Genomic DNA, 12,727 nt, shown 5'->3' with positions numbered 1-12,727 from the left:
ACTCGGATGCCTCCAGAAAAACAACCAAAAGGAGTAAAACATGTCACGAATGACCAAAGCACCATTGGCGCTGTTGATTTCAGGAATGCTGTTGGGGACCTCTGCTTATGCTGAAGACAAATTGACGGTCGTATCTTGGGGTGGTGCATTCACAAAGAGCCAAGTGGAGGCATATCACAAGCCTTTCATTAAAAAAACAGGTGTTGAGATCGTATCCGAGGATTTCAGCGGCGGATTAGCCGAAATTAAAGCGCAGGTGGAAGCGAACAACGTGCGCTGGGATTTGGTGTCTCTCGACAAGCCGGACATTGTTCGTGGTTGTGCCGAAGGGTTATTAGAACCAGTGAACCCAAGTATTTTGCCTCCGGGCGCAGATGGAACACCAGCACAAGAGGATTTCATTGATGGTGCGATTCACGAGTGCGCAATCAATACCATCGTTGTGTCCACAGTATTAGCGGTGAACGAAGACGCGTTTAAAGGTAAGGTTTTGCCTAGCAAGTTGACCGATCTTTTTGACCTAAAAACTTTTCCAGGTCGACGTGCATTGCAAAAACAACCTCAGGGTAATCTTGAGTGGGCACTATTGGCTGATGGTGTAAAACCAGAAGAGGTCTACAGCCTGCTCGAAACCGAAGCGGGGCGTGAGCGTGCTTTTGCTAAGTTGGATACGATCAAATCAGAAGTGCTGTGGTGGACAACAGGAGCCCAGCCACCTCAAATGCTTGCAGACAAAGAAGTGGTGATCGCCTCGGCGTTTAACGGCCGAATTCACAATGCCCGTAAAGATGAAGGTCAACCATTTCGGATTATATGGGACCGTCAAATGGGTTACATGAATGGATGGGCGATACCTAAAGGGAGTGAAAACACAAAGCTTGCATTGGACTTCATCGCTTTTTCTTCAGGAACAAAACCATTAGCAGATCAAGCTAAGTACGTTGCCTATGGGCCTACGCGTAAATCGTCTTCGGCGGAGATGAACCCAGACATTTTAGCGAACCTTCCTACCGCACCTCAAAACTTCCAAACCGCCTTCCTGATTAACGATGAATGGTGGTCAGACTACGCGGATGAACTAAATGAAGAGTTTAATACTTGGCTGCTTAATTAGGCGTTAATTTGTGTATGGGGCCGAGTTTTCATCCATAAGCGAGGTTCCGTACTTTTCCTCAACTGTATTTATGTTTTCGGAGAAATGATGAAAGTCATCGAAGCACAGCAAGTCGCGCAATGTTTAACAATGAAGTCTCTTATTGAAACGATGCGTGAAATGTACTCGCGGCCAGCGACAATACCTCAACGCCGAGTTATGCCCTTAGAAGAGGGAGAATACGAGGCGTTTGCGCTACTTCCAGCTTGGAACCAGGAGTTGATTGCGGTGAAAGCCTTTACGTATTTCCCGCATAACCCTGAGCAAGGCAAAGATACGCTTGCATCTAAGCTACTTGTTTTCAGACGAAATGATGGTGAGCCGATCGCACTCGTAGACGGTAAAGTTTTAACGTTTTGGCGCACCGCCGCAGCTTCTGCACTGGCAGCGGACTATTTAGCGCGCCCCAATGCTGATTGTCTGTTGATCTGCGGAACGGGCAATCTTGCGCCTTATTTTGCTTGGGCATACGCTGCGGTTCGCCCACTTAAGCAGGTTTATATTTGGGGGCGCAACCCAGACAAAGCCGAGGCGACGGTAGATGCCATTGTGTCATCTTCAGAGTATCAGTCGCTTCCTGATGAGCGTCGGTTTCGCGTTTCAGTCGTTGAAAATGTGGACCACGTTATCAAACACGTTGACATCATCAGCTGTATTACCGCATCTGCTGAGCCTTTGTTTAATGGCGCGGACGTGCAGCCGGGTACCCATATTGATTTGGTCGGTAATCATGACTTGGATAAGCGTGAATGCGACTCAGAAGCAGTGCAACGAGCGCAGGTGTATGTCGATAGCCGCATTAACGTATTAGCCGAAGCGGGCGATCTTCTCATTCCAATTCAAGAGGGCGTGTTCACGTCAGACGATATCAAAGGGGAATTACCGCAGCTTTGCGCCCAACAAATCTCAGGACGTCAAAACGATGAGGTCATTACTTTATACAAATCAGTTGGCAGTGCTTTGGCTGATTTGGCCGCTGTAAAGGCGGTGTTGTTAGAAAATGGCATAGATAGCCATGCCTGAGCATTTTTGCTCGTTTGTTTAAATTGCATACAATATACATATAAGGAAAGTAGTTCATGAAAATTGATTGGAAAGGTGTTTATCCGGCGGTCAGTACGCAATTTCGTCAAGATCAGTCAATCGACTTAGACGCAACGCAAACCGTTATAGATAACCAAATTAAAGATGGTGTGAATGGCATTATCTGCTTGGGTACCGTCGGTGAGAACTGCGCGTTGTACCCGGAGGAGAAACGCCAGGTCTTGCAAGCGGCAAAAGAAGTCGTAAATGGCCGTGTGCCTTTGATTGCTGGTACAGCAGAGTCTATTACCACAGCAGCTGTTGATTACATGCAGGATGCGTACAAAATTGGTATCGATGGTTGTATGGTGATGCCTGCCATGGTTTACCGCACGTCTGAGAGCGAAACGTTCGAATATTACCGCACGCTAGCAAAAGCAACGCCAGAAATGCCAATCATGATTTACAACAACCCGGTTGCTTATGGTGTCGATGTAAACCTCGATATCATGGCGAAACTGGCTGAGTTTGAAAGCATTGTAGCTATTAAAGAGTCGACCACTGATACTCGTCGTATCACTGAGCTTTACAATAAATTTGATGACCGCTTTACCGTGTTCAGTGGTGTTGATGACATCGCTCTTGAATCATTGATGCTAGGCGCGACCGGCTGGATTTCTGGTTTAACCAACGCATTCCCAGAAGAGTCCGTCGCGATTTATAAACTGGCAAGCCAAGGTCGTTATGCTGAAGCGTTAGAAATCTACCGTTGGTTCTTACCGCTACTGCGTTTAGACACCATTCCTACGCTGGTTCAGTGCATTAAATTGGCCGAGCAAGTCTGCGGACGTGGATCTGAACAAGTTCGTGCGCCACGCCAACTTTTACAGGGTGAAGAGCGTCAACAAGTCATTCAAATGGTTGAACATGCGTTAGAAACCCGCTTAGACCTATCCAAATACAATCTGTAATTGTGCTGTTTAGTAGAGCGTTAACTGACGCTCTACTCATTCGTAATATTCAAAAAATGAGAAGAGGGAAGTCATGAGCACGGAAAACAAGGACTATGTCAGTTTTCAACACGTTAAGAAAACCTACGATGGCACGAATTTGGTGGTGAAAGACTTCAACTTAGATATTGCTCCTGGAGAGTTCGTTACTATGTTGGGGCCGTCAGGATCGGGCAAGACCACTTGCTTAATGATGCTAGCGGGCTTTGAAACCGCGACCGGTGGAGACATTTATATCGATGGCGTTCCCGTTAATCATCTCGCGCCGCACAAGCGCGATATCGGTATGGTGTTTCAAAACTATGCGTTGTTTCCACATATGACCATTGCCGAGAATCTTGCGTTTCCTTTAAAGGTGCGAAAACTCGACAGTGACACGATTCAAAGCAAAGTACAGAGTGTATTAGAAATGGTCGAGCTTGAGCATGTTGCGACTCGATACCCAAAGCAGTTATCAGGTGGTCAACAACAGCGTGTTGCGTTAGCGCGAGCATTAGTGTTTGAGCCTAAACTCGTGTTGATGGATGAGCCGCTAGGCGCATTAGATAAGCAGCTGCGTGAGCAAATGCAGATGGAGATTAAACATTTGCATGAAAAGCTTGGTATCACCATTTTGTATGTGACGCACGATCAAGACGAAGCTCTCACTATGTCCGACCGTATTGCGGTTTTTAATCACGGCGAAGTGCAACAACTCGCGACACCAACCGAGCTTTATGAATCTCCGAGTAATACGTTTGTTGCGCAGTTTATCGGAGAAAACAACCAACTCTTAGGTTTAGTCAAAGAGTGGAACGGAAAGTATTGCCAAGTGCTCGTTGGGAAAGAGTTATTTACTGCGAAACCTGTCAGAGTCTCTGAGCAAGGGCAGAGGACAACACTTTCCATTCGACCAGAAAAGATTGTTATTCAACCAGAGAAAGCGTCTTGTGAGAACCAAGTCTCAGGCGTCCTACGAGAATTGATTTATCACGGTGATCATTATCGTCTGGTCGTCGAAGTAGAGAGCGTTGGTCACTTCATCGTTAAAGTACCTAACGATAATCGTAAACACTTGCAGTTAACGCCTGGCTCCATTTGTCGTATTGGTTGGCAAAGTGACGATTGCAATGCTCTTGATGGGACACAAACTCAAAGTAGCGAGGTAGCAGCATGAGTCGAGAGCTAACCGCATTAGATTCTGTATTGGAAGTCGAACGTCAAGTTCATCAGCAAGAAACCAATCTGAAAGCGCAGCTGCAAAAGGCGGAGCGCCGAAAAAAGCTTCGTTCTATTATGCTTACAATTCCATTGGTGTGCTTTATCCTGTTTACGTTTGCTTTTCCTATCCTCGACATGCTTTATCGAAGCGTGGATAACCGAGAAATATCCCGGTCACTCCCACAAACTATTCAAGCCTTAGAAAGTTGGGATTATCAAGGTCAGCCTCATCAAGAAGTCATTGAGGCATTCTCTGTTGAAGTACTTGCGCTTTATCAAAGCAAAGAGCTACCGAAAATAGCCAGCCGGATGAATATAGAAGAGTCTGGTATGCGCAGTTTACTCATGAAAACCGGCAGAAAGTTGTCTCGTTTGACGTCGCTGCCGAGCTCGGTGACACAGTTGGCCAAGCTTGATAAGCGATGGACTAATCCTAAATATTGGGCGGCGTTTAAGAATCTTAGTGGCGCATTAACATTCAGTCATTATCTTGCTGCGCTAGACTTGCAAGTGAATGAGTTTGGAGACATTGAGCCCCAACCAGAAAAACGCCAAATATACGTCGACCTTTTCTTTAAAACTTTTTGGATGTCTATTTCAATCACCTTAATTTGTTTGGTGATGGCGTACCCCGTTGCTTACCTGCTTGCCAATTTACCTGATAAGCGCGCGAACTTACTTTTAATCATTGTGCTGCTGCCATTTTGGACGTCATTATTAGTCAGAACCACGTCTTGGATTGTTCTGCTGCAAAACCAAGGGGTCATTAATGATCTCCTTATTTGGTCGGGTTTTACTTCCGAGCGAATTCAGATGATTCACAATACCTTCGGAACGGTGGTGTCTATGGTTCACATTCTGTTGCCGTTTATGATCCTGCCTCTGTATAGCGTAATGAAAGGAATTAGCCCAACTTATTTCCGTGCTGCTCGTTCTCTAGGCGCGACGCCTTTCATTGCGTTCATCAAAGTTTATATGCCGCTTACGTTACCGGGGATAGGTGCGGGAGCATTGCTCACTTTCATTCTTTCTGTTGGCTTCTACATTACGCCCGCTTTGGTTGGTGGAAGAAGCGGACAGATGATCTCCAATATGATTGCCTATCATATGCAGACATCACTGAACTGGGGGATGGCTGGCGCATTGGGTGGACTGCTTTTGTTCGTTGTACTGGTTCTGTTTTATATGTTCAACCGTGTGGTTGGCATTAATAATCTTAAGGTAGGGGGATAACCATGGCATTACCAAACTATGCATCAAAAGTAGAGCGAGTCGCTTACGCAGGTTACTTAGCTTTTTGTGGGTTGGTGCTGTTCTTTTTAATCGCTCCAATTCTGACCATCATCCCGTTATCGTTTAATGCAACGCCTTACTTTACTTTTACCGAGGGGATGCTAAACCTTGATTCGGCAGCGTATTCTACTCGCTGGTATCAAGAAATGTTTACTAGTGATCAGTGGCTGTTGGCGCTGAAAAACAGCACGTTCATTGCTTTTATGGCGACACTCGTTGCAACAGGGCTAGGAACTCTGGCGGCGTTGGGTTTAGCCAGTAGTAATTTGCCTTTTCGCAATACGATTATGGCGCTGTTGATCTCACCTATGATCGTACCAGTCATTATCTCTGCTGCTGCGATGTACTTTTTCTACACACGCCTTGGCTTATCACAAACTTATCTAGGCGTCATTTTGGCACACGCCGCGTTAGGTACGCCTTTTGTTGTCATTACCGTTACTGCGACCTTAAGCGGCTTTGATCATAGCCTGGTAAAAGCGGCGGCTAGCTTAGGAGCAAACCCTGTTTATACTTTCAGACACATTACCTTTCCGCTGATTCGTCCGGGGATGATTTCTGGCGGCTTGTTTGCTTTTGGCACATCGTTCGACGAGGTTGTGGTGGCGTTATTCCTGACTGGGGCAGAACAAAAAACCGTTCCGAGGCAGATGTGGTCAGGAATTCGAGAGCAAATTAGTCCGACCATATTGGCGGTCGCTACGTTGCTGATTTTTATGTCGGTGTGTTTGCTCGTGACTTTAGAAGTTCTACGTAGGCGTAATGTACGCATTCGAGGCATTCAAGAATAACCAAACTTTTTCTTTGTTGCTCGCTATGCACTTTTGTTTAGGGGCTCCTCAATTTTTGACCAAATGCGCCTCATTGTAGGCGCTTGTCTTTTGTGTTTATCGTCAGCGATGACTGACATGTCACTCTTGTAGCTTAATGCCAGCCTGCTCGAAACGTGCCAAAGGCGACTTGTTCGATTGCTGATACCAACTAGCTGGCATGTTTGGTTTAAGTCGGGCTTTTTCTTCCTTGCTAATCACAACATAGTGTAAAAACGCATCAAGTGTGGTTCCCATCACGTCAAACGTCATTTCCCCATCTTTGCTGATGGTTTTCAATAATCCAACGACGGCTTCCTCAGGGACTAACGGTTCAACCACCGCGTTTTTTCGCTCTTTTATTGATGTTGAAGCGGGCAGTCTTGCACGTGCCGTCTCCCAGCAAACTTTGTTGGTTTTACTGACAAGGTTGTGCTTGTAGCAGTAGTAACTGAATAAAAAGCGTGGCAGGTTTTGCCAGCGTTCGGCTTGGACTTCTAACCAAAGGTGTTGTAGCTCAATATCAGCGTCGGTCATAGGAGTTGTTTAGCAAAAAGAAAAGAAACCATTTTATCGCTTTTGTGAGGAGCAATAAAAGATATTTGAATGGAAAGATAAACAACTAGTTGATAAATATTACTAAAGCAAATCGATTTCTGGCAAGCTCGTGCAACGGCAACTCAAGTACTAAAAACTGATACCGCCACATTCGGTTGTTAACAAAATGTTTCTTCTTGTCTTGCGAGTAGATTATATGGAGATGCTCTTGCAGTAATAAGGGCAGTGGCGATGCAAAAGACGTAATGCATCTAAGGAAAACTCAATATAGAAGAAATTAGATGGAACTGAAGATTTTGAGTGTCGCGATTGCGACAACATTAACCAGCACTGGCGTATTTGCGTTAAACGAGCCAGTTTCTCAAGTTACAGAGCAACATGCACATTCGGCTCATACACACGGTGTTGAATCCAATCGAGTTGAATACCAACCAACCGCAACTCTCCCTATTCAGCCCTCCAAGGCAACTCGAGTACAGTCACTTGAAAGCCTTGATGAGTCGAGCACTGCTTGTGATTTGGAAGCATTGGTTACCGAAAGCAGTAACCAATTGATCAGCGAAATTTTAAGTCAGGGCGCGACGTGCGTGAACCAGTTATTCTCTGCTGAAAGTCGGATTCAGGAGTCGGTATTTAGCTCCGATCATATGTACAACATTGCGAAGCGTACTACGACATTGGCGAAGGGGTATACAGGTGGCGGGAGCGATGAACTCGAAACGTTGTTCTTATACTTGCGCGCGGGTTATTACGCCGAGTTTTACAATGACAACATCTCATTTATTGAATGGGTCACACCAGCGGTGAAAGAATCAGTGGATGCGTTTGTTAACAACGCAAACTTCTACGAGAACAGCGATCGTCACGGCAAAGTGCTTAGTGAAGTCATCATCACTATGGATAGTGCGGGCTTGCAGCACGCGTACTTACCACAAGTGACCCAGTGGCTTACTCGTTGGAATGATCAATACGCCCAGCACTGGTATATGCGCAATGCGGTTAATGGTGTTTTCACTATTTTGTTTGGTGGGCAGTGGAACGAGCAATTTGTGCAAGTAATTGGTAACCAAACAGACCTTGCCAAAGCTTTAGGCGATTTTGCTCTAAGGGCGTCATCAATCGGTGCTGAAGATGAGTTTATGGCCGCGAATGCAGGGCGAGAGCTCGGGCGTCTGACCAAGTATACGGGTAACGCGAGTTCTGTGGTGAAGAGTCAGCTGAGTCGAATCTTTGAACAGTATGAAATGTATGGTCGGGGTGACGCGGTTTGGCTTGCGGCGGCGGACACCGCCTCATATTACGCAGATTGTAGTGAGTTCGGAATTTGTAATTTCGAAACTGAGCTAAAAGGCTTGGTGCTATCGCAAACTTATACTTGTAGCCCGACAATCCGAATTTTGTCTCAGAATATGACGCAAGAGCAACACGCGGCCGCATGTTCTAAAATGGGCTACGAAGAGGGTTACTTTCATCAGTCATTAGAAACTGGTGAACAGCCAGTAAAAGATGACCACAATACTCAGCTCCAAGTCAATATCTTCGATTCAAGCACCGATTATGGTAAGTACGCAGGGCCAATTTTCGATATTAGTACTGACAATGGTGGTATGTATTTGGAGGGCGCCCCTTCCCAGCCGGGGAATATTCCCAACTTTATTGCTTATGAAGCCTCTTATGCGAACGCGGATCACTTTGTCTGGAACCTAGAGCACGAATACGTGCATTACTTAGATGGTCGATTTGATCTCTATGGAGGGTTTAGTCATCCAACTGAAAAAATAGTGTGGTGGAGTGAAGGCATTGCAGAGTATGTCGCTCAAGAAAATGACAACCAAGCAGCACTTGAGACGATTTTAGACGGCTCGACGTATACCTTAAGTGAGATTTTCGAGACTACTTATGATGGGTTTGATGTCGATCGAATTTATCGTTGGGGGTACTTAGCTGTACGTTTTATGTTTGAAAATCATAAAGATGACGTAAACCAAATGCTGGTGGAAACACGCCAAGGGAATTGGAGCAATTACAAAGCAACGATCACCCAATGGGCGAATTTATATCAAAGTGAGTTTGAGCAGTGGCAGCAAGCCCTTGTCTCAAATGGTGCACCTAATGCAGTCATAACCGCAAACAACAAGGGGAAAGTCGGTGAAAGCATTACATTTAGCAGTGAAAACAGTGCAGACCCAAACGGGAAGATCGTCAGCGTCTTATGGGACTTCGGTGATGGCTCGACAAGTACACAAACCAAGCCGACGCACCAATATGGGAGTGAAGGGGAGTATTCGGTCAGCCTAAGTGTGACAGACAGTGAAGGCTTGACGGCAACCGCCACTCATACTGTTGTTATCTCAGCGTTGGGCGGTAATGACACATTGCCACAAGACTGCGCGGTGCAAAGTAAAGTAAGCGGTGGGCGCTTAACAGCAGGAGAACCAGTTTGCTTGGCAAATCAACAAACCATTTGGCTGAGCGTACCAGCGGTGAATGAGAGCTCAAACCTGGCGATAACGACGGGGAATGGTACGGGCAACCTAAAGCTTGAATACAGTAACTCCGGTTGGCCGGATGATACTAATCTTCACGGGTGGTCAGATAATATTGGTAATGGAGAGTGTATTACGTTGTCAAATCAGAGTAACTACTGGGGCTACGTTAAAGTCTCTGGTGACTTTGAGAATGCCGCCATCGTCGTTGATTTTGATGTTCAGAAGTGTCGTCAGTAGGGCAATTTAACTACGTCATTTAAACTAAGTGGAGCGCCTCGCTAACATCGCGGGGCGTTTTTGTTTTTACGCCGTTATCTCTATAAAAAAACCAGCCTGAAGGCTGGCAAACAAGGAGTTTGAGATGAAAATGAAAACGTTATAAAACTGGCTTATATCCTATTTCTCAATAAGTTGGGTTGTGCTTTGCAGCCAGTTTTTATCTTGCGCATCAAGAAAAGGGCTAAGTGCTTGATAGACTCGTGAATGGTAATGATTGAGCCAGTCTAGCTCTGCTTGATCTAGCATTGATAAATCAAGGGCGTTGGTCGAAATTGGAGCAAGAGTGATGGTCTCAAAACCGTAAAACGTGCCGAACTCATTTTGTTCTACTTCTACAACTTTAAGAATGTTCTCTATTCTTACCCCGTACTCACCTTCGCGATAAACGCCTGGTTCATTAGTAATGACCATACCCGGTTTTAGCTCAACCTCATGGTGGCTTTGCGAGAAATTTTGTGGGCCTTCGTGAACATTCAAGCAAATGCCCACGCCGTGTCCAGTGCCGCACTTGTAATCAATACCATGTTGCCATAAGACGCCACGCGCCATGATATCAAGATTGGCACCCGTAGAGCCTTTCATGAATCGAGTCTGAGTCAGTCGGATGACCGCTTTGAGCACCAAGGTATAATCTTTGCGCTGCTTAATGGTCGGTGACCCGAAGTGGAAAGTACGGGTGATGTCTGTTGTCCCGCCAAGGTATTGACCACCAGAATCGACGAGAAAGAAGTTGCTTTCATTGACTACTGCATTGCTTTCTTCATCGGCGGCATAATGCATTTTTGCCCCGTGAGCTGCGAAGCCTGCAATAGTGCGGAAACTGTCACTTACATAATGTCGGGTTTGACGGCGATAGTGATTCAGTTGTGCCTCAGCAGACAATTCTGTAACGAGTCCGCTTGGAACTTGCTCTTCGAGCCAGTTCATAAACCTTACTATTGCCACACCATCGTCCGTTAATGCCTGCTCTAGGCTGGTTAGTTCGGTCTCATTTTTTATGGCCTTCATTGCCGTTACAGGGCAAGCCATTGGTTTTAGATTCACATTCCGTTCAATCGAACTCACCAATAAGCTGTCTGTGTGGGTAGGGCTAAAAGCGAGCGATAATCCCTCACATTGCTGATTCAAATACTGACTTACGTAGTTGTAATGGCGAATGTGTACACTCTGCTCGGTCAGCGCTCTTTCAACGTCTTGAGGCAGTTTGGCTTTATCAATAAACAGTGTCGCAAGTGATTGCTCTACGATTAGATAGGCTTCAGAAACTGGGCAGTAATTCGTATCACTACCTCGAATATTCATTGTCCACATGACATCATCTAGCGTTGACACTAATAAGCTATCTACTTGGTTCTCGGTTAACCAAGAACGGATTCTCGCTAACTTATTTTCTGTGTCAACGCCAGCAAAAGCGGTGGTATGCTCGAATACGGGTGTACTTGGGCGGGGTGGTCGTTCAAGCCAAATTGGTGTGAGTAAATCCAGGTCGAGAATGATCTTAATGTTTTTCGCTTCAAAGGCTTGTTTGAGGCCTTGATAAAAAGCGTAACTGATGGCGCGCCCGTCAACCGCGACAATACTGTTTTCTGGGAGCGTGGTAGCCAGCCATTTGGCAATTGTCGGCGTTTCTGGTTGTTTGGCTTTAAACAGTTCAAGTCCTGTGCCGTGTAACTGTTCTTCAGCTTGAATATAGTAACGACCATCAGTCCACAGGCCACCACCTTGTTGGGTAATGACGACATCGCCTGCTGAGCCGGTAAAACCTGAAATCCAGCTTCGCGCTAACCAATGATCCGCTGAGTATTCGCTGTTATGCGGGTCATTGTTGGTCACGATATATGCAGACACGTTGTGAAAGGACATAGCCTCCCGCAATAACGTAAGGCGTTGGTTTACTGAGTTAGTATTGTTCATTAAATGGTTCCTAAAGTCATATTTGAGCAATAGATATGATGCTGCTCCGAGCCTGTTTTTATTGGGTTCTGTTGCCCGCATACTTCTGTGGCTTCTGGGCATCGAGTACGAAAAACGCAACCGCTCGGTGGGTTAAGTGGAGAAGGAAGATCACCGGGCAATAGTTGTATTTCACGGTCACGTGCTAATTGCGGATTAGCTATCGGGACAGCAGATAACAGTGCTTTGGTGTAGGGGTGTTGAGCATCATCAAATACTTTATCGTAACGTCCTACTTCCATAGGTTTACCAAGATACATCACCATAACGCGGTCGCTGATGTGGCGCACCACGCTTAAGTCGTGCGCAATCATCACCAGTGTTAACCCCATTTCTTGTTTAAGATCGTCTAGAAGATTGATGACCTGAGCTTGTATGGAGACATCTAGCGCACTAACAGGTTCATCACACACAACCAAATCTGGATTAAGAATTAACGCTCTGGCAATGCCCACACGCTGGCATTGACCTCCGGAAAATTCATGTGGATAGCGGTTTCGCTGGCTCGCCAAGAGACCCACTTTATCCATCATAGCGATGACACGCTTTTCTACCTCTGCCCGTTTAAGTTGTGGCTCGTGGGTGAGCAGTGGTTCGGCGATGCATTCTGAGATGGTTAATCTCGGATTCAAACAAGCGGATGGGTCTTGAAACACCATCTGAAATTCTCTACGTCGAGAGGAAAGCTCTTTTTTACTAAACCCGAGCATGTCTTGACCTTTCCAAGTCAACTCGCCATGTGTGGGTTCAATTAAGCGAAGTAACGCGCGTGCAAGCGTTGATTTTCCGCATCCTGATTCCCCTACAATGCCAAGTGTTTCACCTCGATAAACATCTAAGTCGATACCATTGACCGCTTTCACGATTTTACGTTGACTTGGAATAAGGTGACGCGAAACAGGAAAGTGGACGTTTAAATCACGAGCAGACATGAGGACTTCTTTTTTATTCATAACGCCT

10 protein-coding genes are annotated in these 12,727 nt (G+C 45.9%); 7 read left to right on the top strand and 3 right to left on the bottom strand.

Going from position 1 to position 12,727, the window contains the following annotated elements; genetic code table 11:
* The first annotated feature begins 40 nt into the window (after window positions 1-40).
* The 6 genes from NL644_RS14345 to NL644_RS14320 all read left to right on the top strand — a co-directional run bounded on the left by NL644_RS14345 (window position 41) and on the right by NL644_RS14320 (window position 6,470).
* Entirely contained in the window at window positions 41-1,114 is a 1,074-nt protein-coding gene (locus tag NL644_RS14345) for a polyamine ABC transporter substrate-binding protein (protein ID WP_253658551.1), read from the top strand.
* Between the two features lie 87 nt (window positions 1,115-1,201).
* The gene (locus NL644_RS14340; RefSeq protein ID WP_253658550.1) at window positions 1,202-2,176 is read left to right on the top strand and encodes an ornithine cyclodeaminase family protein; all 975 of its coding nucleotides are present in this window, start codon (window positions 1,202-1,204) and stop codon (window positions 2,174-2,176) included.
* Window positions 2,177-2,232: 56 nt separating this feature from the next.
* Window positions 2,233-3,147, top strand: coding sequence for a dihydrodipicolinate synthase family protein (locus NL644_RS14335; RefSeq protein WP_005389756.1), 915 nt, complete (start codon window positions 2,233-2,235; stop codon window positions 3,145-3,147).
* Between the two features lie 73 nt (window positions 3,148-3,220).
* The gene (locus NL644_RS14330; RefSeq protein ID WP_253658549.1) at window positions 3,221-4,342 is read left to right on the top strand and encodes an ABC transporter ATP-binding protein; all 1,122 of its coding nucleotides are present in this window, start codon (window positions 3,221-3,223) and stop codon (window positions 4,340-4,342) included.
* Complete coding sequence (locus NL644_RS14325) at window positions 4,339-5,619, top strand: ABC transporter permease (RefSeq protein ID WP_253658548.1); 1,281 nt, start codon at window positions 4,339-4,341, stop codon at window positions 5,617-5,619. The genes NL644_RS14330 and NL644_RS14325 overlap by 4 nt, the downstream gene beginning before the upstream one ends.
* 2 nt (window positions 5,620-5,621) lie before the next feature.
* A complete protein-coding gene (locus NL644_RS14320) occupies window positions 5,622-6,470 on the top strand; it encodes an ABC transporter permease (protein WP_053350406.1) in 849 nt (282 codons plus the stop codon).
* A gap of 120 nt (window positions 6,471-6,590) precedes the next feature.
* Here NL644_RS14320 and NL644_RS14315 read toward each other — a convergent pair whose 3' ends face one another.
* Window positions 6,591-7,025 (bottom strand): hypothetical protein, encoded by a 435-nt coding sequence (locus tag NL644_RS14315; protein WP_150918561.1) that lies wholly within the window; start codon window positions 7,023-7,025, stop codon window positions 6,591-6,593.
* 302 nt (window positions 7,026-7,327) lie between these two features.
* Between NL644_RS14315 and NL644_RS14310 the strand changes: the two genes are divergently transcribed.
* On the top strand, window positions 7,328-9,772 hold the full coding sequence (locus NL644_RS14310; RefSeq protein ID WP_253658547.1) for a collagenase: 2,445 nt from the start codon (window positions 7,328-7,330) through the stop codon (window positions 9,770-9,772).
* A gap of 159 nt (window positions 9,773-9,931) precedes the next feature.
* Here the strand turns inward: NL644_RS14310 and NL644_RS14305 are convergent, their stop codons facing one another.
* Window positions 9,932-11,728, bottom strand: coding sequence for an aminopeptidase P family protein (locus NL644_RS14305; protein WP_253658546.1), 1,797 nt, complete (start codon window positions 11,726-11,728; stop codon window positions 9,932-9,934).
* A complete protein-coding gene (locus tag NL644_RS14300; RefSeq protein WP_170891373.1) occupies window positions 11,728-12,720 on the bottom strand; it encodes an ABC transporter ATP-binding protein in 993 nt (330 codons plus the stop codon). Before NL644_RS14300 ends, NL644_RS14305 begins: the two co-directional genes overlap by 1 nt.
* Window positions 12,721-12,727: the final 7 nt, after the last annotated feature.

Source organism: Vibrio sp. Y10_XG_PY6 (genome assembly GCF_024181795.1).
Taxonomy (GTDB): domain Bacteria; phylum Pseudomonadota; class Gammaproteobacteria; order Enterobacterales; family Vibrionaceae; genus Vibrio; species Vibrio diabolicus.
This window is presented reverse-complemented; position numbering and strand designations above follow the sequence as displayed.

What these genes read in the sequence shown, in the direction of transcription:
- NL644_RS14345 (WP_253658551.1), top strand. Translation starts at nt 41, where the DNA reads ATGTCACGAATGACCAAAGCACCATTGGCGCTGTTGATTTCAGGAATG.
- NL644_RS14340 (WP_253658550.1), top strand. Translation starts at nt 1,202, where the DNA reads ATGAAAGTCATCGAAGCACAGCAAGTCGCGCAATGTTTAACAATGAAG.
- NL644_RS14335 (WP_005389756.1), top strand. Translation starts at nt 2,233, where the DNA reads ATGAAAATTGATTGGAAAGGTGTTTATCCGGCGGTCAGTACGCAATTT.
- NL644_RS14330 (WP_253658549.1), top strand. Translation starts at nt 3,221, where the DNA reads ATGAGCACGGAAAACAAGGACTATGTCAGTTTTCAACACGTTAAGAAA.
- NL644_RS14325 (WP_253658548.1), top strand. Translation starts at nt 4,339, where the DNA reads ATGAGTCGAGAGCTAACCGCATTAGATTCTGTATTGGAAGTCGAACGT.
- NL644_RS14320 (WP_053350406.1), top strand. Translation starts at nt 5,622, where the DNA reads ATGGCATTACCAAACTATGCATCAAAAGTAGAGCGAGTCGCTTACGCA.
- NL644_RS14315 (WP_150918561.1), bottom strand. Translation starts at nt 7,025, where the DNA reads ATGACCGACGCTGATATTGAGCTACAACACCTTTGGTTAGAAGTCCAA.
- NL644_RS14310 (WP_253658547.1), top strand. Translation starts at nt 7,328, where the DNA reads ATGGAACTGAAGATTTTGAGTGTCGCGATTGCGACAACATTAACCAGC.
- NL644_RS14305 (WP_253658546.1), bottom strand. Translation starts at nt 11,728, where the DNA reads ATGAACAATACTAACTCAGTAAACCAACGCCTTACGTTATTGCGGGAG.
- NL644_RS14300 (WP_170891373.1), bottom strand. Translation starts at nt 12,720, where the DNA reads ATGAATAAAAAAGAAGTCCTCATGTCTGCTCGTGATTTAAACGTCCAC.